The organism is Allobaileyella intestinalis, assembly GCF_009695865.1.
Taxonomy (GTDB): Bacteria; Bacillota; Clostridia; order Peptostreptococcales; family Anaerovoracaceae; genus Allobaileyella; species Allobaileyella intestinalis.
Window position 1 is genome coordinate 124,481 of the sequence record NZ_VUNB01000005.1, and the last position, 22,266, is coordinate 146,746.

The following is a 22,266-nucleotide window of genomic DNA, read 5'->3' on the forward strand; positions in this document are numbered from 1 at the left end:
GAATCCTTATAGATAAACAAAAAGTGTATCCGCCAGTTCAGCTGATCACAGTTGTTTCTGACGGATATACTTTATTAATTTGCTTTATTCTACTTTTCCCGGGACTTTTCTTCTGCAGATTTTTTCTTCAGGGCTCGCTGGCCTCTGGCGTTGGTGTTCATGCTGTTTCTGTATACAACAAAACGGTCGTACAGGTACTCAGAAACCAGGTTGCACCCCATGGTAACGAAGAGTACTGCATAGTCGTTCCAGTGGGCTGATTCTGAAAGATAATTTCCCCCAATTGTGGACAGTGGAGTGAACACACAGTAGAAAAGAAATACAAGGAACATGGCCTTTGGAACGTTATTTGAGGACTTAAATGTGAATTCCCTGTTCAAAGTAAAGTTCCAGAGTACTGAAAGAACCAGTGCCACCAGATAGCAGGGCCAGTATTTGAACGGGGTGAGAAGCTTCATCAGTGTAAATGAAACTGTCTCTATTATTCCGGCAGAAGCGGAAAAAAGGGCAAACTTTACTACCTGGCTTCTCGTTTCTTTTGCGTCAGGAACGTAAGGCTTTTCTTCCGGAGAGTGGTAAGTGGTGTTGCTGTCTGTGTTTTTACTCATATCAGTCACTCCATGTCAGTCACAAGTATCTCAATAAAAACAATTTTTCCTTATGAAAAAATTATGACACTGTGAGGGCGTTATTTCAAGGGATGGAACAAAAGACGCAAAACGGGAAATCAAATAAGAAGAGGAAAATCAGGACTGATTTGGTTAATTATTCCCGGTAAAAATTGATGTAAAAATGTTATTGGATTATAATTAGAAGTCACTAACTAAAGATTAATAAGAAATATGACGTTCTTTAAGTAGAAAGGAATAACTGCAATCTCAATATGGCGGTTGCAGAATTCAGGAGAGATAATAATGATCACATTGAGGGACCTGAAGATTGGAGAAAAAGGAAGGATAACTAAGGTAGGGGGAGAGGGAGCTCTCCGCCAGCACTTCCTGGATATGGGCCTGATACCGGGGGCATCTGTGCAGGTGGAAAAATTTGCACCTATGGGAGACCCTGTTCAGGTAAACATTCATGGATACAGTCTTACCCTGAGACTGGATGATGCAGGAAGGATAGGTATTGAACCTCTGGGTGATGAAGAAATTCTTTCCCAGGAAACAGGAAAAGGAAGAAGAAGAGATATAGACGATACTGACCATCCTGGACTGGGAGAGGGAGGTAAGTATCACGTGAAGGAAGGGGAGAATCCTCTGCCTGATGATATGACTCTTACATTTGCCCTGGCTGGAAACCAGAACTGCGGAAAGACCACTCTCTTCAACCAGCTCACAGGTTCAAACCAGCACGTAGGCAATTTCCCAGGAGTAACAGTGAGCAGGAAAAGCGGCCCTATCAGGAACCATGACAAAACAGATGTAACGGACCTTCCGGGAATCTATTCCATGTCTCCATACAGCAGAGAAGAAATTGTTACCCGGGATTACATCATCAACCAGAAGCCAACGGGAATCATCAACATTGTAGATGTAACAAATATAGAGAGAAATCTGTATCTCACCATGCAGCTTATGGAACTGGATGTGCCAATGGTGCTGGCCCTTAACATGATGGACGAGCTCCAGGGAAATGGCGGGTCTGTGGACATTAACGAAATGGAAGGAATGCTGGGAATTCCTGTAGTTCCTATTTCCGCTGCCAGAAACCAGGGCGTTGATGAGCTCATAGAACACGGAATACACGTGGCCCACTATCAGGAAAAACCAGGCAGAATAGATTTCTGCGGTGAAGATGATTTCGGGGGAGCGGTCCACAGGTGTCTTCATGCAATAATGCACTTCATTCAGGATCATGCGGCAGCTGCAGGAATTCCGGTGAGATTTGCTGCCACAAAGCTGATTGAGGGTGATGAGCTTGTTTCAGAAGCTCTTGGCCTTGATCAGAATGAAAAGGAAACTATAGAGCATATTATCAAGCAGATGGAAGATGAGCGGGGCCTTGACAGAGCTGCCGCAATAGCAGACATGAGATTTTCATTCATTAGAAAACTTGTGGATGCCACAGTAATAAAGCCTCACCAGAGTAAAGAATCAAAAAGATCTGAGGCAATTGACAGAATCCTTACAGGAAAATACACGGCTATTCCGGCCTTCATCGGAATCATGGGAATCGTTTTCTGGCTGACCTTCAACGTTATTGGGGCGGCGCTTCAGAACTGGCTTCAGATGGGAGTAGACGGCCTTATTTCGGTAACGGGGAAGGCTCTTCAGAATGCTGGTGTTGCCAGCCCTGTGAGATCCCTGATTGTCGATGGAGTGATGACAGGGGTGGGAACTGTAATCAGCTTTGTGCCTATTATCGTCACACTGTTTTTCTTCCTGTCAATTCTGGAAGACTCCGGATATATGGCCAGAGTTGCCTTTGTCATGGATAAACAGCTGAGAAAACTGGGCCTGTCGGGAAGAAGTATTGTGCCAATGCTGGTGGGGTTCGGTTGTACTGTTCCGGCAGTAATGTCCAGCAGAACTCTGCCATCTGACAGGGACAGGAAAATGACCATCATTCTCACACCATTTATGAGCTGCTCAGCGAAGCTGCCGATTTATGGGTTCTTTACGGCCGCATTTTTCCCGGGAAAAGGAGCTCTGGTGATGATTGCTCTCTATCTCATAGGCATTTTTGTGGGAATAGTGGCAGCGCTGATCATGAAGAACACCACCTTTAAGGGAGAAGCCGTTCCATTCGTTATGGAGCTTCCAAATTACCGGCTGCCGGGCTGGAAGGGAGTGCTGAGGCTTTTGTGGGACAAGGCAAAGGACTTTCTGGAAAGAGCATTTACAGTGATTTTTGTAGCAAACATTATCATCTGGTTCCTCCAGAACTTCACATTATCTCTCCACATGACGGCTAATCCGGAGAACAGCATGCTTGCTGCCATTGCAGGTCTGCTGGCTCCACTGTTCATTCTGCCTGGATTTGGAAACTGGAAGGTGACCACCGCTCTGATAACAGGATTTATGGCAAAGGAAAGCGTTGTTTCCACTCTTACGATTCTTTATGGTTCATCGGCTGGCCTGTCTGGATCATTGACGGTGTCTTCTGCCATGGCCTTGCTGGTCTTCTGCCTTCTGTATACGCCATGTATTGCAGCAATTTCTGCCATCAGAAGCGAGCTGGGTGGAAAGATTGCTGCCGGTCTGGTAGTCTGGCAGTGCCTGATTGCCTGGGTATGCGCAGTAATCGTCAGGTTTGGGCTGCTGGCTCTTGGGTTTTAATCAGGAAAAATTATCTTTGCATATATCGAACAGGCAGGATCCTATTAGATGAAAAAACCGCTCTGACCATTGGTTTAACAATGATCAGAGCGGTTTTTATCAATGCGTATTATTCCGCAGACCCCAGGGGCGAACACAGGTCTGTGTTCAGCTGCAGAGTAAGATGCTTACTTCTGGATAGGTTCTGTCTCGATCTTTACGAAATCAGCAAGCTCTTCGTCCAGCTTGTCCAGAATTGTATCTCTAACCAGCTGGTTATAAGCGTTCAGCCATGCAACTTCTTCAGCTGTGAGAAGATCAGGGTTGATAGCCTTTCTCTCGTAAGGAACGAAGGTGATAGGCTCGTTTACCAGGTATCCGTTCTCATCCTCTTCGAACAGAACTTCGTTTTCAATTCTTACACCGAACTTGTGATCCAGGTAGAGACCAGGCTCATCGGACATTACCATGCCGGCCTTGATCTCAATAGGTGTAGGAACACGTCTCAAAATGTTTGGTCCCTCATGAACACCCAGAACGTGTCCGATGCCGTGGCTCAGACCGTGCTTGAAGTCCATGCCCACATGTCTCAGAGGCTGACGGGTAATGGAGTCAAGGTTGATTCCGTTCATGTCAGGTGTGAGCTTGGCTGTTGCCATTGCGATGTGAGACTTCAGAACGTATGTGTAAGTGTCCTTCATCTCTTGTGTAATCTCGCCAAGGGCAATAGTTCTGGTGATGTCTGTTGTACCATCCATGTACTGACCGCCGGAGTCTACAAGAAGGAATCCTTCAGGAGCCAGAGCCTTGTCAGTTTCAGGTGTAGGAGCATAGTGGATGATGGCACCGTTCTCGTTGTATCCGGAGATAGTTTCGAAAGACAGATCGAAGGCGCCCTGCTCTCTTCTGCAAGCTTCAAGATAGTCAGCAGCCTTAATCTCTGTGAGAGGCTGTTTTTTTACGGCGTCCTTTACCCACTTGATGAACTTCACCATAGCGCAGGCATCTTTGATGTGTGCTCCAATGGTGCTGCGGATCTCGGTCTCGTTCTTGACAGCCTTCATCATGGCAACAGGTGTTGCATCTTCGATGATGTCTACGTTTCCGGACACGCTGTTTACAAGGGTGAAGTTGGCTGACCATGGATCCAGCCAGAGCTTGCTGTCCTCAGGCAGCTGGCCAACAGCCTCATAAATTTTTTCATAAGGCTCAACCTTTACATAGCTCAGGTTTTCAGGCAGCTTCTTTCCTGGGAGATCGTCCATAGCTCCGTCCATTACGAACAGCCTTACGTCATCCTTTTCCTTGCCGATGAGAAGGAAGGAGAAGAACACAGGAGTATAGTCAATATCTCCGCCTCTCAGGTTGAGAGTCCATGCTGTCTCCATAAGGTCGGTGAGCAGCAGGTAATCTGCGTCTTTCTCTGCCATTTCTTTCCTGATATCAGCTAGCTTCTGGTCTGCTGTACGTCCTGCGTTTTCATCAGGGAATACCCAGATCTTGCTAGGCTGGATGGCAGGTCTGTTTGTCCAGATCTCACCAACAAGGTCTTTGTCAGACTTGATGGTTACGTCCATCTCTGTCAGTTCATCTTCGATTGCCTTACCGGAAGCAGAAGGAAGAACTCTTCCATCAAATCCCAGTACGAATCCCGGCTTCTTCTTTGCCAGGTCGATGAGGAACTCATCTACAGTTGGAACACCAGGTTCAGCCATTCTCATGAGCTGGATGTCTGATCCTGCCAGCTGTGTTTCAGCCTGAAGGAAGTATCTTCCATCTGTCCACAGATAAGCGCCTTCATCGTCAACGATCAGCTCACCGGACTCACCGGTAAGACCGCTCATGAACTCACGGGCCTTGAAATAATCATTTACGTATTCTGAACTGTGGAAATCTCCGGAGGGAACATAGTATACGTCGATACCGTTCTCTGCCATTTTCTTTCGAAGTTCAACTACTTCTTTTTTCATAATTGCACCTCTGCTATCAGCATTAGAAACAAATGTATTTATCCTGGTGAATGGATCGTGCTTTTCAAAACACTGTTCATTCACACTTCATGAATTATAGCACACTTGTTTATCAGTGAACAAAAACAAACAAGGAAGATTATGAAATTCATGTGTTAATTATTGACCATTTTATGCAGCAATTTGTACGGAAAAACAAATTGACATTGATAAATAGAAAGAGTAAGATAGTTGCTGCTGTAAATACTTAACAAATGAAACTATTTACTGTGATAATATTTTACGACCGGCAATAGTTCCGGTCATACATGGAGGAAATTTTGAATCAGTACCACAGAAGACTTATGGATATTGTTTATGAGATCCGTAAACTTGACATCTGGAAACTGGAATCTGAACTCAACCGCCAGGAAAGCTATGTGATGAGGGCTATTGACGGATGCAGCCGCACGAATATGCCGGAATGGCAGGACGTTAACAAGAGTATGTTCAAGACAGGAAAGTCGGAACAGAATATTGAAAAATGCCGGGAGGAGTTCTTGAAAGTTTCCGGCGAACCGGGGCAGGGAACCAGACCCGTAAGGGTTTCGGAGCTGGCTATTGTTGCCAGAATGCAGATGCCTGCTATTTCCAGGGCCCTCAGCTCTCTGGAAAAGAAGGGCATGATATCCAGGCATACGGACAGCAGCGACAGAAGGCAGACCATTGTGGAGCTGACCCCTCAAGGCCGTCAGTTTATCGTCAAGGCCGCGGAAAAGATGGATGAGTACATGGACGATATTTTTTCCGCATTCACTGAAGAAGAGCAGGAAGAGCTGATCAGACTGCTGACAAAAATGAAGGATCAGGCAGCAATTCAGCTGGAGAACAGGAGGAACAGAGCTTGAGGAATCTTATCAGAAATATGAAACCATACAAGGGCCTGATATGTATAATGCTGGTCCTTCTCATGGTACAGGCATGGGCAGACATGTCACTGCCACAGTATACGTCAGATATTATTGATACGGGCATTCAGAACAAGGGTGTAGAACACATCCTTCCTGAAAAAATCCAGGATGACGAGTATCAGATGGCTCAGATATTCATGGACAATGGCCAGAAGACCTCCTGGCAGAAGGCCTACAAGAAAACTGACGCTGAGAAAGATGGAAAGGTCATCTACAAGAGAAAGAATCTTTCTAAAGAAAAACTGGATAAGCTGGACAAGGAACTGCTTACACCGGTGGTTCTCACATATCAGCTGGGACACATGCAGGTAAAGCAGTATAAAGAAGTACTTGTTCAGTCTATGGAGAAGAATCCAGGATCGGCTGCCATGGCAGGACAGATCAGTTCCATGTCCATAGAGCAGATAAGCAAAATGCCGGGAGTCAACATCAGAACTTTCAAGGCAGAAGACCAGAATGGAAAGACGAAGACTTATGTTGATGCCAGACCTTCTGTCCAGGCAATGATTCAGTCTGGCGCCATGGATCAGAATGCTATCCACAAGATGAAAGAACAGAACAACAAGATAGTAAATAAGACCGGAGACCAGACCCTTAAATCCATGGGAATAGCCTATGCCGCAGATTGCAGCAAGAAGGCGGGAATGGATATGAACAAGATACAGATGGACTATCTCTGGCACTGCGGACTGATTATGTTCATGATGGCAGGTCTGATGATGGTAATGTCTGTATTGGTTTCATTCTTTGCATCAAGAGTAGGTGCCAATATCGGACGGGATCTGAGAGGCCAGGTTTTTTCCAGAGTAATGAAATTCTCCAGTGCGGAAATGTCAAAATTCCACACATCCTCTCTGATTACCAGAGCCACCAACGACATCCAGCAGGTGCAGATGGTTTCAACTATGCTCCTCAGAATGGTCCTTTATTCTCCGATTCTGGCTGTCTGGGGCATCGTTAAAGTTGCAGAGACAAAGGCACATATGAATTACGTCATTGTTGGCGGCGTAATGGTAATCGTATTCATGGTCATGATCCTCATGGTTATTGCAATGCCTAAGTTCAAGGTTATGCAGAAACTGGTGGACAAGCTTAACGGGGTTTCAAGGGAAATCCTTACCGGACTTCAGGTAATAAGAGCTTTCGGCCGGGAAGATGTGGAGGAAGCCAGGTTTGATCAGGCAAATCTGGAACTGAAGAAGACACAGCTTTTCACAAACCGTGTGATGACCTTCATGCGCCCGATAATGATGCTCATCATGTACACTCTTACAGTAATTATCACCTGGGTAGCTGCTCACAGAATTGACAGCGGAGACCTTCAGGTTGGAGCAATGACAGCATTCATTACATACTCAATGATCATTGTCATCTCATTTATGATAATTACAGTAATGTCCATTCTCCTTCCAAGAGCGGGCGTTGCTGCCGACAGAATCAGAGAAGTAATCGATACAGAACCTTCAATAAATGAAAAGGAAGAAGCCAAGGAACTGAAGGTCACAGACGGAATTGTGGAATTCTCCCATGTTGATTTCAAGTATCCTGATGCCGAGGAAAATATCATCACAGATATAAGCTTTACTGCAAAACCGGGAGAGACTACGGCTATTATCGGAAGCACGGGATGCGGAAAGAGTACACTGGTCAGCCTTATTCCAAGGTTCTACGATGTAACAGGAGGATCCATTAAGATTGACGGTCAGGACATCAGAGATGTGACAATCAAGTCTCTGAGAGACGCAATCGGATTCGTACAGCAGAAGGGTGTACTTTTCTCCGGAACGATTTCATCAAATTTGAAATTCGGCAACGACCAGGCCTCTGATGAGGTGGTAAAATCTGCAGCTGATACTGCCCAGGCCAGTGATTTCATAGAAGAAAAAGAAGAAGGCTTTGACAGCTTCATTTCCCAGGGGGGATCCAATGTATCCGGAGGACAGAAGCAGAGGCTGTCCATAGCCAGGGCAATTGTTAAAGACCCGGCTATTATGGTATTCGACGACAGCTTTTCAGCTCTGGACATGAAGACAGATGCCAAGCTTAGAAAGGCTCTGGACAAGAAAGTAAAGAACACAACGAAAATCATCGTTGCCCAGAGAGTAGGTACAATCCTTCACGCAGAGCAGATCCTTGTTCTCGATGAGGGAAGAATTGTCGGCAGGGGAACTCATGAACAGCTGATGAAGAGCTGTGATGAGTACAAACAAATTGCAGAATCCCAGCTTTCAAGCCTTGAGCTGGAAGGGAGGGCATAATGGCAGATAATAATAACAAGTATCAGGCACCAAGGAAGAGACGAGGCGGTCCTCACGGCGGCGGTTTTGTAGGTGCAGAAAAACCAAAGAATTTCAGAAAGTCCATTGGGGACATTCTGAATTACATGGGCAAATACAAGATTGCAGTTTTCATAGTCATGATCTTCGCCGCTGCATCAACGATATTTCAGGTTGTTGGTCCTAAGGTAATGGGCCATGCAACTACTGAGCTGGCAGAAGGCCTCATGAGAAAAATTCAGGGCACAGGATCCATTGACTTCGGAAGGATAGGCCAGATTCTCTTATTCACTCTGGGACTGTATCTCATAAGTGCAGCCTGCAATTTTATTCAGGGCTGGATAATGACGGGAGTTTCCCAGAAGGTGGTCTATAACCTGAGAAAAGAAATTTCCCAGAAGATTGACAGGATGCCTGTTAAATACTTTGAGAAGCAGCCTTACGGAGAGGTTCTCTCAAGGATAACCAACGATGTTGACACCCTGGGAATGGGACTGAATCAGAGCATCACATCAGTAATCACATCTATCGCCACACTGGTGGGTACCATCGTAATGATGCTGACCATTTCACCACTGATGACGCTGATCGCTCTCATAACCATTCCTGTATCCGGGGGACTGATCGCACTGATAGTCAAATTTTCCCAGAAATATTTCAAGGAACAGCAGGACTACCTTGGTGTAATAAACGGCCAGGTTGAAGAAAGCTTTGCCGGCCAGCAGGTAATTAAAGCATACAACAGAGAAGAAGAGACTCTTAAAGAGTTCAACAAGGCCAACGATGTGCTCTTTGAGTCTGCATGGAAGTCCCAGTTCCTCACAGGAATGATGCAGCCAATGACTATCTTTGTGGGAAATCTGGGATATGCCGGAGTGGCAATTTCCGGAGGAATTCTGGCTATCAAAAAGATAATAGGCATTGGAGATATTCAGGCATTCATCCAGTACGTAAAGAACCTGACGGAGCCTCTTCAGACCATTGCCATGGTAATGAACCAGGTTCAGTCCATGGCAGCTGCCGCAGAAAGAGTTTTCGCCTTCCTCAGGGAGGAAGAGGAGGTAGCAGAAGCTTCTGAACCTGTTAAGGTTTCAAATATTGAAGGCAGAGTAACCTTCAACCACGTGGCTTTCGGATACAAAGAGAATGAGCCGGTTATCAAAGACTTCAGTGCAGTGGCTGAACCAGGCCAGAAGATTGCCATAGTGGGACCTACAGGCGCAGGAAAAACCACCATGGTCAAGCTTTTAATGAGATTTTACGATGTTAACAGCGGCTCCATCACCTTGGACGGCCACGATATAAGGGATTATACAAGGCATGACCTGAGATCCAATTTTGCCATGGTTCTCCAGGATACATGGCTTTTCCAGGGAACTATTATGGAAAATATCAGATACGGCAGGCCGGAGGCTACGGATGAAGAGGTTATCCAGGCTGCGAAAGCTGCCAGAGCACACAGATTCATCAAGACTCTTCCTGGTGGATACAACATGGAGCTTACAGAGGATGCTTCAAACATTTCTGAAGGACAGCGTCAGCTCATTACCATTGCAAGAGCCATGCTTGCCGATAGAAGAGTATTGATACTGGACGAAGCAACCTCCTCAGTCGATACTATGACAGAGGAAAGAATCCAGGATGCAATGGACAGGCTTATGCACGGAAGAACCAGCTTCGTAATTGCTCACAGGCTTTCAACCATCAAGAATGCAGATACTATTCTTGTGATGAATCACGGAGATATTATTGAACAGGGCACCCATGATGAGCTTTTGGAAAAAGGCGGTTTCTACGCAGACCTTTACAATTCACAGTTCGACTCTGTGGAAGAAGCCTCGTAAGCCAGAAGCATTGGCTGGAATACCGGTATAATTGTCTACGATTTTTATTCATAATATACATACAGGAAAAAGATTCCGGTTATCAGGCCAAATAAGACAGTATTGTCAAAAAACGAACATTTGATATCGTATAATTACCATGAAGCGAAAATATTGCGACAACAAATAGGCTGCTAAAGTCTCTAAACAGGTATACTTAGACAAAATCCATGCATAATTATAAAACTTATGTATGATTGTTTCCGTTATGGTATAATTTAAACGGTTATTCTAGATGTTTTTTATCCAATGGAGTCAACATTATAAATTTACTGAAAACACATATAAAAGTACATGACAGACTCCGATTACCGTGTAGAATTTGAGGAAAGAATATCATTTATTTAAGATCTGGAGGGTATTGAGACATGAGCGCAAGAGCTAAGGAAACTACGGCTGTTACCATGCGCCTTCCTAAAGAACTTGTCAGCCAGTTTGATGAGTTTGCCGGAAACATGGGAGCAGACAGAAAAACTTTGGTGCAGATGTTCATGAAGAAGTGTGTGGATATCCAGAAGCTTCCTTTTGACACATCTGTAAATGGTGAACCTTCTGCAGTTGAATCAGCTGCATCAAGAGATGATCTCAGGAGAGCCATCAGAAACATCCTTGCAGAGGATGAGGCTGCTGACAAGTTGTCAGCGGCAATGACCAAAGCGTCATTTGAAGATGATGAGGAATAGGAAATAATCATTTGCTGAACCGGTCAGTTTGGGGGACGAGCGGTTCACGGAATGAAGATGAGTTTCCTGTTTCTGAAGGTGATATGAAATCACCTTCAGAAACTAAAAGAGACTGAAGGACTTGTGGGGGAGTCTTTCAGCCTCTTTTGTTTTTGCATATTTCGCAGAAATTCCCTTATTTCAGTACTGGCTGGGAGTGCCAGATCTTTTCTGCATAGTCTTTGATACTCCTGTCAGCAGAAAATCTCTCAGCATAGGCTGTATTTACTACCGACATGAAGTTCCACCGGTCTCTGTCTTCATAGGCGGCAGAAAGATCATCGTGTGCCCTGCAGTAATCCTTGAAATCCATGAGACACATGTACGGATCTGCAATGCTGTATGTAGGATTCAGCAGATAATCCTTTATATTGCTGAACTCAGTGCCGCTGAATCCTATCTCCAGCCTGTCAACAGCCTGTTTCAGCACAGGATCTCTTTCGTATACGGCTCTTGAATTATAGCCGCTGCGCAGGTTCCTGTATACTTCCTCCGCAGTCTGACCGAAGATGAAAATATTTTCCGGACCAACGGCCTGTCTGATCTCCACATTGGCTCCATCCAGGGTACCAATGGTTATTGCACCGTTGATCATCATCTTCATGTTACCAGTGCCGCTGGCTTCTTTTCCGGCCAGAGAAATCTGTTCAGAAACATCTGCTGCAGGCATGAGTTTCTCCGCCGTGGACACACTGTAATTTTCCAGGAAAACAACTTTCAGCTTGTCTGACACTGCCGGATTGTTGTTTATCTCCTGGGCCAGCTTGTTCAGAAGGAGAATTATGAACTTGGCATGATAGTAAGTTGGAGCTGCCTTTGCTCCAAAGATATATGTTTCCGGACGCATATCCACACCAGGATTTTCCAGAATCATCTGATACCTGGAGATTATTCTCAGAGCATTGAGAAGCTGTCTCTTGTACTCGTGCATTCTCTTTGCCTGGACGATGAAAACAGAATCAGGATCCGGAGCGAAGCCCATTGTCCTGTTGATGTAGTTGGAGAGACGTACCTTGTTGTCTCTCTTTATCTTGTCCACCTTGTCAAGGACATATTTGTCTGACCTGAAGGCTGCAAATTTCTCCAGCTGGCTGGAGTCAAGCCTGTACTCGCTACCAATGCACTCATCTATAAGGGAGGCCAGGGCAGGGTTGGACTGGCAGAGCCAGCGCCTGAAGGCAATGCCGTTTGTTACATTGGTGAATTTGTCCGGGTCAGCCAGATAATAATCGTGGAAAACATCGTCCTTCAGAATCTGGGAGTGGAGCTGTGATACACCGTTGACCTTGTGGGATCCGATAACCGAGAGATTTGCCATGCGCACCTGCTGGTCACCCAGTATGGACATGTAATCTGTTTTTCCTGTATCTCCCGGGAATTTGCGGAAAGCTTCAATCCTGAAGCGGCGGTCGATTTCCTGTATGATGCTGTATATTCTAGGCATCATCGACTGAACCAGGGCAGTATTCCATTTCTCCAGGGCCTCTGCCAGCACTGTGTGATTGGTGTAGGAAACCGTGTTTGAAACGATGTGCCATGCTTTATCCCATCCCATATCGTAATCGTCCATGAAGATCCGCATCAGCTCTGGTATCACCAGGGCAGGGTGGGTGTCGTTAATGTGTATTGCTGTTTTCTTGTGGAAGTTGTCCAGGGTTCCATAGAGGTGGAGCTGATCTCTCACGATGTTCTGGCATGATGCAGATACCATGAAATACTGCTGTTTCAGTCTCAGTTCCTTTCCTTCAGGAATGTTGTCAGCAGGGTAGAGAACCTTTGTGATCATCTCTGCGCTGTTGGTGTTTCTTGCCGCATTAGTGAAGTCTCCATTGTTGAAGGCGTTCATGTCGAAGGAAGCCGAGTTTCTGGCAGACCACAGTCGAAGCTTGTTTACAGCAGTAGTTTCTGATCCGGTAATGAAAATATCATATGGAACGGCTTCCACAGTCTGAGGATGCTGGAGGCTGTATTTCAGTTTTCCATCTTCCCAGTACTCGTGGTATTCACCGTAGAATGAAACTGTAAAAGTATCGTCTTCTCTCGGATTTAGCCACACTCTGCCTCCAGGCAGCCAGTTGTCTGGAAATTCCACCTGCCAGCCGTCTACAATCTTCTGGCGGAACAGACCGTACTCGTAGCACAGGGAGTAGCCGGTTGCGTCATATCCCTGTGTGGTCAGGGCATCCATGAAGCAGGCGGCCAGTCTTCCCAGTCCTCCGTTTCCAAGACCGGCATCTGGTTCCTCGTCGTATAGAGCCTCTGGCTCTATGTTCAGCTCTTTGAGAAGGCCCTTTACAGTTTCAGTCTGTCCCAGGTTGTACAGGTTGTTCTTCAGGGACTGGCCCATGAGGAATTCCATGCAGATGTAATAGATTTTTTTTGTTTTATCTGTTGAAAGCTGGACGGATTTCCGTTCTTTGTTGTATTCGAGGCGCATTTCCCCCAGTTCTTTATTAATTACCTGAGAAATGGCTTTGTATAACTGGGAGGTATCTGCTGTTTTCAGATCTGTGTGCAGTATGTTTGTCAGATATTGTTCTACATTTTCCCTGAAATATGCGGGATTGGAATATCTGGCCTTTATCTTGTCTCCTTCATGGGATTGCTGAAGGGCAGGACTTCCAGTACCCGGGGACTCAGGTTTTACAGCCTCAACTGCTTTCAGATCCGAGCTTGTCTTATGTGTTTTTTTCTTCATTATGATTAATTCCTCCGGTACCAGCACAGTACCATTTATTTTTGTGCCTTATTCTGTAATGACCTGTTTATAAAGCTTCAGATACTCAGCAGCCGATGCATTCCAGCTGAAGTCCAGGTCCATATCATGCTTCATGAGAGCTTCCCAGTCATCCCTCTGGTACCAGCGGTCCAGAGCATTTGTAATACCATTGTACAGATCTTCACCTGTGAACTGGCTGAAGACAAAACCGCTGCCATCTCCCAGGGTGCAGTCTGTAATAGTATCAGCCAGGCCGCCAGTCTGACGGACTACAGGAATATTTCCGTAGCGGCATCCTATCATCTGTGTAAGGCCGCAAGGTTCAGACCTTGAAGGAACCAGAAGGATGGAACCGCCGGCGTATACCATGTGGGACAATGGAGCGTTGAACTGTATAAGAGCTCTTACCTTATCCTGATGGCGCTCCTGAAGACCTCTGAAAAAGTCTTCGTAATGACTTTCACCTGTGCCAAGGATAATGAACTGAATGTCCCTTGAGGCCAGAAGGCTGTCCATAATCTCCATCACCAGATCTATGCCCTTAGGAGGAACAAGTCTTGAAATCATGGTAATAACAGGTACGTCTTTTTCAGGAAGGCCAACTGCGGACTGAAGGGCTCTGCGGCATTCATATTTTCCGGAAAGATCTGAAGAGCTGTAGTGAGCAGCTGTATAAGGATCCTTAGCCGGATCATAGAGCTGGGTGTTGATGCCGTTAACAATACCGCTTATCTTTCCGCCGTTCTTGCTGATGATAGGCTCCAGACCAAAGGAATTAGCAGGATCAAAAATCTCCCGGGCGTAGGTAGGGCTTACTGTGGTAATTGCGTTGGCACATTCAAGTCCGCCCTTCATCAGGTTGATGCAGTCACCATACTCAAGAACGTGGTTTTCTGAGTTAGGCAGTCCGATTATGGAATCCAGTGCATCAGTAGAATACTGTCCCTGGTACTCAATATTATGAATTGTGAAGACGGTTTTCAGATATTCTCTTCTTACAAGGGAGTTCTGGAATACAGGAACCAGAGCAGTCTGCCAGTCGTTGCAGTGAATGATATCAGGGTAAAAACCGGCTATCTCCATTGCTTCAAATACGGCCCTTGAGAAATAACTGAATCTTTCTCCGTCGTCGTAGTAGCCGTACAATCCTGCCCGTTTGAAATAATACTCGTTGTCTACAAAATAATATGTGACATTGTTCTGCTTCATCTCAAAAAGACCGAGATACTGGCGGCGCCAGGCCACAGGAACTGTTCCCGTTCCCATGAACACCATCTTGTCCCGTACAGACTGAGGAACCTTCTCATATAGAGGCATGATTACACGGCAGTCCACACCACTGTTTACAAGAGCAGCAGGAAGAGATCCGGCAACTTCTCCCAGGCCCCCTGTACTTGCGAAAGGCACACATTCAGAGGTTGCGAAGAGAACCTTCAGCTTGGCCTCTTTTGGAGCAGCTTTTCTGGCCGGTGACCTTTTCGTAGTTTTTCCTGAAGCCGTTGATTTGCTTCGGGAAGCAGTTTTTCTCTTTGTGGAAGTTCCGGTTTTGCCTGCAGCGGCCTTTTTCTTGCTGGAAGCCTTAGTTCCTGCAGTCTTCTTCCCGGAAACTTTAGTTTCTGTCTCTTTAGTTTCTTCTGTTTTTTTGCTTATTTCTTTCTTTCCTTTTGCTTTTTCAGCCATTATCATTCTCCTCTCTCATAAAGAATATTATGGGAGCCTTTGCCCTCTTTCCAATGAAAATTGTGCAATATGCAGCTGAGTTTAATGATCAGAATGTTATTCGTAATTATACTACACATAAAAGGGCCCTGGTATTTTAATATCAATACATTGCAGAATTTACGAAATCCTTTACTGTGACATTAATTGCATTAATATTTGTAATGGAATATTATTAGTTCAAGAAGTTACTGTAATTCTGCCCAAATAACGGGAGGCGGTGTAGTATGTCTGAAGTTGCTTCCGAAGTTACCGGCGGAAATGCCGAGCACAGATATTTATTTCACAAGGGCTGTGACCACAGAGCCTATGATTATTTTGGCGCACATAAGGTTTTTTACCAGGAAAAAGAATGTTACGTTTTCCGGGTGTGGGCGCCAAGAGCCCTTTCTGTATCCCTTGTAGGCACTTTCAACAACTGGGATCTTTCAGCAGATGTAATGACTACTGTTGAAGACGACAAAGAGATATTCCAGATTTTAACCCACAAGGTTTCAGGAGGAGATCTGTACAAATTTGCCATAACAACAGATGACGGAAGAGTTCTCTATAAGGCAGATCCATATGGATTTGCATCTGAACCTGATGTGGAAGGTCAGATGAACATGAGAGCCTCTGTTGTAAGAGACATTTCTGTTCCTTACCGGTGGCATGACCGGGAATGGATACGTGACAGGGAATCCCGGAACCCGTATGAATCCGCCATGAACATTTACGAGGTTCATCTGGGGTCATGGCGTCATCATGAAGATGGCAGCTGCCTTACCTATAGAGAGCTGGCGGCAGAACTGGTTCCTTATGTTAAGGAAATGGGATACACTCACATGGAACTGCTCCCTGTAATGGAACATCCTTATGATGGTTCCTGGGGATATCAGGTCACCGGATATTACAGCCCTACTTCAAGATACGGAGATCCAGAGGGATTGATGGAACTGGTGGACAGCGCTCATCTGGTGGGTATTGGCGTAATCCTTGACTGGGTGCCAGCCCATTTTCCAAAAGATGAATTCGGCCTTGTGGAATTTGACGGCCATCCCCTCTATGAGTATACGGACCCTCTGAAAATGGAACACAAGGGATGGGGAACCAGAGCCTTCGATTTCGGAAGACCTGAAGTAGTCAGCTTCCTGGTATCCAATGCCTATTATTACTGTGACCTTTTCCATGTAGACGGTCTGAGAGTGGATGCAGTTGCGGCTATGCTGTATCTGAATTACGACAGGCCTGACGGAGAGTGGACTCCTAATGAAGACGGGGGAGTTGAGAACAAGGAGACTATTTCCTTCCTTCAGAAGCTGAACAAGGATGTACAGACAGATCACAAGGGCGTTCTTGTGATCGCAGAAGAATCCACTGCCTGGCCAGATGTTACAAAACCACCTTCAGTAGGAGGCCTTGGCTTTAATTTCAAGTGGAACATGGGATGGATGAACGATGTACTGGAATACTTCAGCACCGATCCCCTGTTCAGAAAAGGCATACACAATAAGCTGACTTTTGCCATTACATATGCGTACAGCGAAAACTACATTCTTCCTATTTCCCATGATGAAGTGGTTCACGGAAAGAAATCACTGCTGGACAAAATGCCCGGGGAATACGAAGACAAATTCAAGGGCCTGAAGAGTTTTCTGGTATACATGTACACCCACCCGGGGAAGAAGCTGACCTTTATGGGCACAGAGCTGGCTCAGTTCATTGAGTGGGATGAGAAGAGAGAACTGGACTGGATGCTCCTTGACTACGATGCCCACAGGGATGTACACAGGTTCGTCAAGACGCTGAACAAGTATTACAAGGAAACTCCTGCACTCTGGCAGACCGATGATACTTTTGATGGATTTAACTGGATTGACGCTGACAATGCATCAGACAATGTATACACATATTTCCGTTCTGCAGATGAGAAACCGGAAGCCGGTAATGAAGCCGGGAGCAAACACGGAAAGAAATCCGGAAAAAAAGAAGAAATGCGTCAGCAAGTGGTTCTTACGGCCCTTAACCTTTCCGGCCGGGATTTTGAAGAATACGATATAGGTGTTCCTCAGGGGTCAGGCTATATGGTCATGATCGATACAAATGGGACCGAAGATACATATTCAGATGAATCAAAAAAGGGCCGCAAACATAACAAACATAAACTGAATAATAAGATATATCCTGTAAAGAAAGGTGCTGTCAACGGATATGAGAATCACATAACCGTTAAGCTGCCTTCATTATCCGCTGTTATCCTTGAACGGATCTATTAGAAAGGAAAAGAGCATGAACAGAAAGAAGCAATGTGTGGCTATGTTGCTGGCTGGAGGCCAGGGAAGCAGACTGGCGCCTCTTACATCAAACATCGCCAAGCCTGCCGTAAACTTCGGCGCAAGATACAGGATAATAGATTTTTCCCTGTCTAACTGCGTTAATTCAGGCATCGACACAGTAGGCGTTCTGACCCAGTATCAGCCCCAGGAACTCAACGATTATCTGGGTACCGGCCGTCCGTGGGACCTGGGACTCAGGTTCGGAGGCCTTCACGTACTGCCGCCTTATCAGGCCGTAAAAGGAGGGGACTGGTTCAAGGGAACGGCAAACGCCATATACCAGAACCTGGGCTTTATTAAGAGATATGACCCTGATTATGTTCTGGTTCTTTCGGGAGATCACATTTACAAGATGGACTACTCCATCATGCTGAAGGAACATATTGAAAATAATGCAGATTGTACCATTGCTGTAATCGATGTTCCTCTGGAAGAGGCCTCCAGGTTCGGTATCATGAATACTGACGACAAAGGAAGGATTCTGGAGTTTGAGGAGAAGCCGGCACATCCGAAGAGCACTCAGGCTTCCATGGGCGTTTACATTTTCAGCACCAGCAAGCTCATTAAGTATCTGGAAGAGGATGAGGCAGATCCTGAATCTTCCAACGACTTTGGCAAGAACGTTATTCCGGCCATGCTGAGAGACGGGCAGCGTCTCTTCGCGTATCTCTATAAGGGATACTGGAGAGATGTGGGAACTTTGAAATCTTTCTGGGAATCCAATATGGATGCCATTGGAGATAATCCTGAACTGGTTCTAAACGATCCGGGCTGGAAGATCTTCTTCCGCCATTCATTTAACAGGCCACAGTATGTTGGTGAAGGGGCTTCTATAAGAAATTCCGTATGCGGTGATGGCAATGATGTGTACGGTTCAGTGGACCACTCGGTTATCTTCAACAAGATAACTATTCAAAAGGGCGCTGAGATCAAGGACAGCATTATTATGAGCTCTGTCAAGATAGAAGAGGACAGCAGTGTTGAATACGCTATTGTTGACAGAGGGGCTGTGATCAGTAAAGGGGCACGCATCGGAGGCAGCAGAGATCAGGACAAGCTCACTGTGATTGCTAGAGATGTGGTGATCGGACCGGGGGCAGTGGTCGAACCCGGAGAGATAGTTACAGAAGACAGGCTGTGAGAGGAGGACCCCATGGTAAAGAATAAACTTGCCGGCATTATTTTTGGAGATTCCTATGATGTGGATCTGAAGGAAATGCTGGAGATGCGCACGCTGGCAGGGGTGCCTTTCGGTGCAAGATACAGAGTAATAGATTTTCTGCTTTCCAACATGGTGAATGCAGGAATAAAGAATATCGGAGTGATAACAACTCAGAAATACCTGAGCCTGATGAAGCATGTAAGTGCAGGGGCTCCATGGGATCTGGACAGGAAGAATTCCGGACTGACCTTCCTTCCACCTTTCAATTCCGAAAGCATCAAGACAGTATACGAAAACAGGCTGGAGGCTTTGCAGGCCAATATTTCCTGGCTCAGTGATGTTGAAGAGGAATACATCCTTATTACAGGATGCAATTATGTGGGAAATCTGGATTTCAGCAAGATGCTGGAAGCTCACGAAAAGTCAGGCGCCATGATAACGGCCCTTTATACCAGGCATTTCATGAACAAAAAAGACGGCCTGAAGATGACCGAGTTTGACGTTGAAGAAGGGGGAGTTATTAAAGACTGCAGGATTGCCACCGACCTTATTCAGGGCATGGACATCGGTCTGAATGCCTATATCATGAAAACAGCTGACCTGGTAGATTGTGTGGAAAAGACTATCAGAGAAGGTCAGAAAAGCTTCCGCCGCAACATACTAATGCCGGCCATAAGCCACTACAAGGTTCTGGGATACGAAGCCAAGGAAGAAATACTTTTCCTGGACGACATTTCATGTTATCTGAAGAGCAGCATGGCCCTTCTGGACAAGGATGTAAGAGATTCCATCTTTGCTCACGATGACAGACCTGTGATGACAAAGGTAAAGGACAGCCCGCCAACCAGGTATGGTGATGGCGCAGTTGTGGAAAACTCCATTATTGCCGATGGTGTGATAGTTGAAGGAACAGTAAAAAATTCTATTATTTTCCGCGGGGCTGTAATCGGCAAGGGTGCGGTTGTAGAGAACAGCGTGGTTATGCACGAGAGCAACGTTGGTGAAAACTGCCACCTGAACTACGCAGTGGTCGACAAGAAAGCTGCCATCCTGGGAGGAAGGACCCTTTCAGGATACATCACCCATCCATTCTACGTTGAACACGATGGAGTTGTATAATTATCTGGAAAAATAATATGTCTTTCAGTCCCCGGGGTTGCAGGGCTGAGGGACCTGTGGCCGGCACTTTTGCCGGCTTCTTGCGTAATGAGATATACTGCAGCATCAGAGGGCAAATGGACATACAGAAGATTATTTTCAATCCGGGAAATGAGAGATTCAGAAAACCTCCAGGGGCAATAAAATCTGGAGAGATATTGAAGCTCAGATTATATGTGGGAATAGATCTGGAACCCAGGTCAGTAAAGGTGGTTTTCAGATACGACCGTCATACCCAGCCTGCCGTGTACGAAATGGAAGGAACGGAGAGGACATCAGGAGGACAGTATGTGGCCTGGGAAGGAGCTTTTCCCGTCTTTGATACGGGCCTCTACTGGTACTACTTCATTGTTGACACACCAGCAGGGGAGATCAGCTTCGGCCCTGAAGGCATGGGAAACCAGAGAGACAGCTGGAATCAGGGGAGCTGGCAGCAGACTGTATATAAAAGAAAATACGATGTGCCTCAGTGGCTGCAGGGCGGTGTGATATATCAGATTTTTGTCGACCGGTTCTGCCGTTCCAGTGAATGCCAGGAGCTGGAAAATAGACTTTATATAAAGCCCACTGCAGGATCTCCCGCCAGAAAACTGCACTGGAACTGGAGTGACATGCCTGACTACAAGCCCCAGAACGGCCAGATAATGAACAATGATTTTTTCGGCGGAGACCTTAAAGGAATAGAGTCAAAGCTGGATTATCTTCAGGACCTGGGAGTAACCTGCCTCTACCTGAGCCCCATTTTCAGAGCTTATTCCAATCACAAATACGATACGGCGGACTACATGGAGATCGACCCTCTTTTCGGAACGGGAGAGGACTTCCGTGAGCTCTGTGAAAAAGCTGAAGAGAAGGGTATACGCATAATACTGGACGGGGTGTTTGCTCACACCGGCTCTGACTCCGTATATTTCGACAAGGAAGAGAGATATGGAGACGGCGCCCTTCATCATGAAGACAGCAAGTACCGGGACTGGTATATTTTTACAGGCACAGGCCATGGAGGACCGGGATACGAGACCTGGTGGGGAATATCAACTCTGCCGAAACTGAACAAAAACAACAGAGCTTTCAGAAACTTTATCTGCGGTCCAGATGGAGTGGCCAGAAGGTGGCTTAGAGCCGGAGCTTCTGGATGGAGGCTGGATGTGGCAGATGAACTTCCTTCTGATTTCCTGAGGCTCCTTACAGAGGCCGTAAAAGAAGAAAAACCTGATGGTCTGGTGCTGGGGGAGGTTTGGGAAGACGCATCTTCCAAGGAAGCCTACGGCCAGCGGAAAAACTATTTCGAAGGCGACAAGCTGGATTCTGTTACGAATTATCCATTTAAAAACGGCATAATCCAGCTGGTGAGAAATGGTGACCCTGGGGAGCTAAGTGAAAAGGTGAGCACACTTTGCCAGAACTATCCCCCTGAGGTCATGAACTGCACCATGAACATCCTTGATTCCCACGATACGACCCGGATTCTCACTGCCCTTGCAGGAGAGATCCCTCCAAACGAAGGGGACAGGGACTGGATGGCATCGGCTCATCTCAGCCCAGAAGAAATGGAACGGGGAAGGAATCTCCTTAAGATTGCCTCAGCTATTCAGATGACCCTGCCAGGCGTTCCCTGTATCTATTACGGTGACGAAAGGGGCATGGAAGGATATTCTGATCCCTTTAACCGGGCAACTGTAAACTGGGACAATGCAGACCAGAATCTGTTAGAATGGTACAAGAAAATCATTTCCATCAGGAAAAATCACCAGGTATATGTGAGCGGGAAGTGCGAGACAGTAGCGGAATCCGCAGGCCTGTACGCTTTTCGCAGATTTTTTCCAGATAATGATGAACCGGAGAATAATCAGCAATCCGGAATCAGGGAAGCACTGGGAAAAACTTCAGAAGCAGGAAACAGAAGATCCGTTATTACTGCGGCTAATTGCGGCCAGTCAGTGGAGAGCATGTCCCTCACAGGAAGATGGAAAGATCTGATTACCGGCAAGATCCTTACAGGGAGAACCGATGTTTTGCCAGGGGAGATTCTGATCCTGGAGGAACAGCCGGAGACATTGGGCACAGATATAAAAAGGACAGGCCCCAGGAAGACAAGTAATTACTGCCATATTTAATATTCAGGAGAGAAA

General features: G+C 46.1%; 13 protein-coding genes. 9 read left to right on the plus strand and 4 right to left on the minus strand.

What is annotated here, in order from left to right; translation table 11 throughout:
• Nucleotides 1–89: 89 nt before the first annotated feature.
• Nucleotides 90–608: a GtrA family protein gene (locus tag FYJ66_RS06980; RefSeq protein WP_154572797.1), complete on the minus strand. Its 519-nt coding sequence runs from the start codon at nucleotides 606–608 to the stop codon at nucleotides 90–92.
• 306 nt (nucleotides 609–914) lie between these two features.
• Here FYJ66_RS06980 and feoB point away from each other — a divergent pair, with 306 nt between their 5' ends.
• Nucleotides 915–3,281 carry a ferrous iron transport protein B gene (feoB, locus tag FYJ66_RS06985; RefSeq protein ID WP_154572798.1) on the plus strand — a complete coding sequence of 789 codons (2,367 nt, stop codon included), beginning with the start codon at nucleotides 915–917 and terminating at the stop codon, nucleotides 3,279–3,281.
• Nucleotides 3,282–3,448: 167 nt separating this feature from the next.
• On the opposite strand, the gene FYJ66_RS06990 is transcribed toward feoB, so the two are convergent.
• On the minus strand, nucleotides 3,449–5,230 hold the full coding sequence (locus FYJ66_RS06990; protein WP_154572799.1) for an aminopeptidase P family protein: 1,782 nt from the start codon (nucleotides 5,228–5,230) through the stop codon (nucleotides 3,449–3,451).
• Nucleotides 5,231–5,550: 320 nt separating this feature from the next.
• Between FYJ66_RS06990 and FYJ66_RS06995 the strand changes: the two genes are divergently transcribed.
• From FYJ66_RS06995 to FYJ66_RS07010, 4 genes are all read left to right on the plus strand, one after another.
• Nucleotides 5,551–6,117 (plus strand): MarR family winged helix-turn-helix transcriptional regulator, encoded by a 567-nt coding sequence (locus tag FYJ66_RS06995; protein ID WP_206157026.1) that lies wholly within the window; start codon nucleotides 5,551–5,553, stop codon nucleotides 6,115–6,117.
• Nucleotides 6,114–8,438 carry an ABC transporter ATP-binding protein gene (locus tag FYJ66_RS07000; protein WP_235897386.1) on the plus strand — a complete coding sequence of 775 codons (2,325 nt, stop codon included), beginning with the start codon at nucleotides 6,114–6,116 and terminating at the stop codon, nucleotides 8,436–8,438. The genes FYJ66_RS06995 and FYJ66_RS07000 overlap by 4 nt, the downstream gene beginning before the upstream one ends.
• Nucleotides 8,438–10,300: an ABC transporter ATP-binding protein gene (locus FYJ66_RS07005; RefSeq protein ID WP_154572801.1), complete on the plus strand. Its 1,863-nt coding sequence runs from the start codon at nucleotides 8,438–8,440 to the stop codon at nucleotides 10,298–10,300. Before FYJ66_RS07000 ends, FYJ66_RS07005 begins: the two co-directional genes overlap by 1 nt.
• 407 nt (nucleotides 10,301–10,707) lie before the next feature.
• Entirely contained in the window at nucleotides 10,708–11,022 is a 315-nt protein-coding gene (locus tag FYJ66_RS07010; RefSeq protein ID WP_154572802.1) for a hypothetical protein, read from the plus strand.
• Between the two features lie 175 nt (nucleotides 11,023–11,197).
• On the opposite strand, the gene FYJ66_RS07015 is transcribed toward FYJ66_RS07010, so the two are convergent.
• Both FYJ66_RS07015 and FYJ66_RS07020 read right to left on the minus strand, forming a co-directional pair.
• Nucleotides 11,198–13,759, minus strand: a complete 2,562-nt coding sequence (locus FYJ66_RS07015; protein ID WP_154572803.1) for a glycogen/starch/alpha-glucan phosphorylase — start codon at nucleotides 13,757–13,759, stop codon at nucleotides 11,198–11,200.
• Between the two features lie 48 nt (nucleotides 13,760–13,807).
• Nucleotides 13,808–15,460 carry a glycogen synthase gene (locus FYJ66_RS07020; protein ID WP_235897387.1) on the minus strand — a complete coding sequence of 551 codons (1,653 nt, stop codon included), beginning with the start codon at nucleotides 15,458–15,460 and terminating at the stop codon, nucleotides 13,808–13,810.
• Between the two features lie 266 nt (nucleotides 15,461–15,726).
• On the opposite strand from FYJ66_RS07020, the gene glgB reads away from it, so the two are divergent.
• The 4 genes from glgB to FYJ66_RS07040 all read left to right on the plus strand — a co-directional run bounded on the left by glgB (nucleotide 15,727) and on the right by FYJ66_RS07040 (nucleotide 22,251).
• Nucleotides 15,727–17,754, plus strand: a complete 2,028-nt coding sequence (gene glgB, locus FYJ66_RS07025) for a 1,4-alpha-glucan branching protein GlgB (protein ID WP_154572804.1) — start codon at nucleotides 15,727–15,729, stop codon at nucleotides 17,752–17,754.
• A gap of 13 nt (nucleotides 17,755–17,767) precedes the next feature.
• Nucleotides 17,768–18,955: a glucose-1-phosphate adenylyltransferase gene (locus FYJ66_RS07030; RefSeq protein WP_154572805.1), complete on the plus strand. Its 1,188-nt coding sequence runs from the start codon at nucleotides 17,768–17,770 to the stop codon at nucleotides 18,953–18,955.
• A 12-nt stretch (nucleotides 18,956–18,967) separates the two neighbouring features.
• The gene (glgD, locus tag FYJ66_RS07035; RefSeq protein ID WP_154572806.1) at nucleotides 18,968–20,095 is read left to right on the plus strand and encodes a glucose-1-phosphate adenylyltransferase subunit GlgD; all 1,128 of its coding nucleotides are present in this window, start codon (nucleotides 18,968–18,970) and stop codon (nucleotides 20,093–20,095) included.
• 116 nt (nucleotides 20,096–20,211) lie between these two features.
• Nucleotides 20,212–22,251, plus strand: a complete 2,040-nt coding sequence (locus FYJ66_RS07040; RefSeq protein WP_206157027.1) for a glycoside hydrolase family 13 protein — start codon at nucleotides 20,212–20,214, stop codon at nucleotides 22,249–22,251.
• Nucleotides 22,252–22,266: the final 15 nt, after the last annotated feature.

Coding starts and splice junctions, on each gene's coding strand:
- FYJ66_RS06980 (WP_154572797.1), bottom strand. CDS start 608: ATGAGTAAAAACACAGACAGCAACACCACTTACCACTCTCCGGAAGAA.
- feoB (WP_154572798.1), top strand. CDS start 915: ATGATCACATTGAGGGACCTGAAGATTGGAGAAAAAGGAAGGATAACT.
- FYJ66_RS06990 (WP_154572799.1), bottom strand. CDS start 5,230: ATGAAAAAAGAAGTAGTTGAACTTCGAAAGAAAATGGCAGAGAACGGT.
- FYJ66_RS07005 (WP_154572801.1), top strand. CDS start 8,438: ATGGCAGATAATAATAACAAGTATCAGGCACCAAGGAAGAGACGAGGC.
- FYJ66_RS07010 (WP_154572802.1), top strand. CDS start 10,708: ATGAGCGCAAGAGCTAAGGAAACTACGGCTGTTACCATGCGCCTTCCT.
- FYJ66_RS07015 (WP_154572803.1), bottom strand. CDS start 13,759: ATGAAGAAAAAAACACATAAGACAAGCTCGGATCTGAAAGCAGTTGAG.
- FYJ66_RS07020 (WP_235897387.1), bottom strand. CDS start 15,460: ATGGCTGAAAAAGCAAAAGGAAAGAAAGAAATAAGCAAAAAAACAGAA.
- glgB (WP_154572804.1), top strand. CDS start 15,727: ATGTCTGAAGTTGCTTCCGAAGTTACCGGCGGAAATGCCGAGCACAGA.
- FYJ66_RS07030 (WP_154572805.1), top strand. CDS start 17,768: ATGAACAGAAAGAAGCAATGTGTGGCTATGTTGCTGGCTGGAGGCCAG.
- glgD (WP_154572806.1), top strand. CDS start 18,968: ATGGTAAAGAATAAACTTGCCGGCATTATTTTTGGAGATTCCTATGAT.
- FYJ66_RS07040 (WP_206157027.1), top strand. CDS start 20,212: ATGGACATACAGAAGATTATTTTCAATCCGGGAAATGAGAGATTCAGA.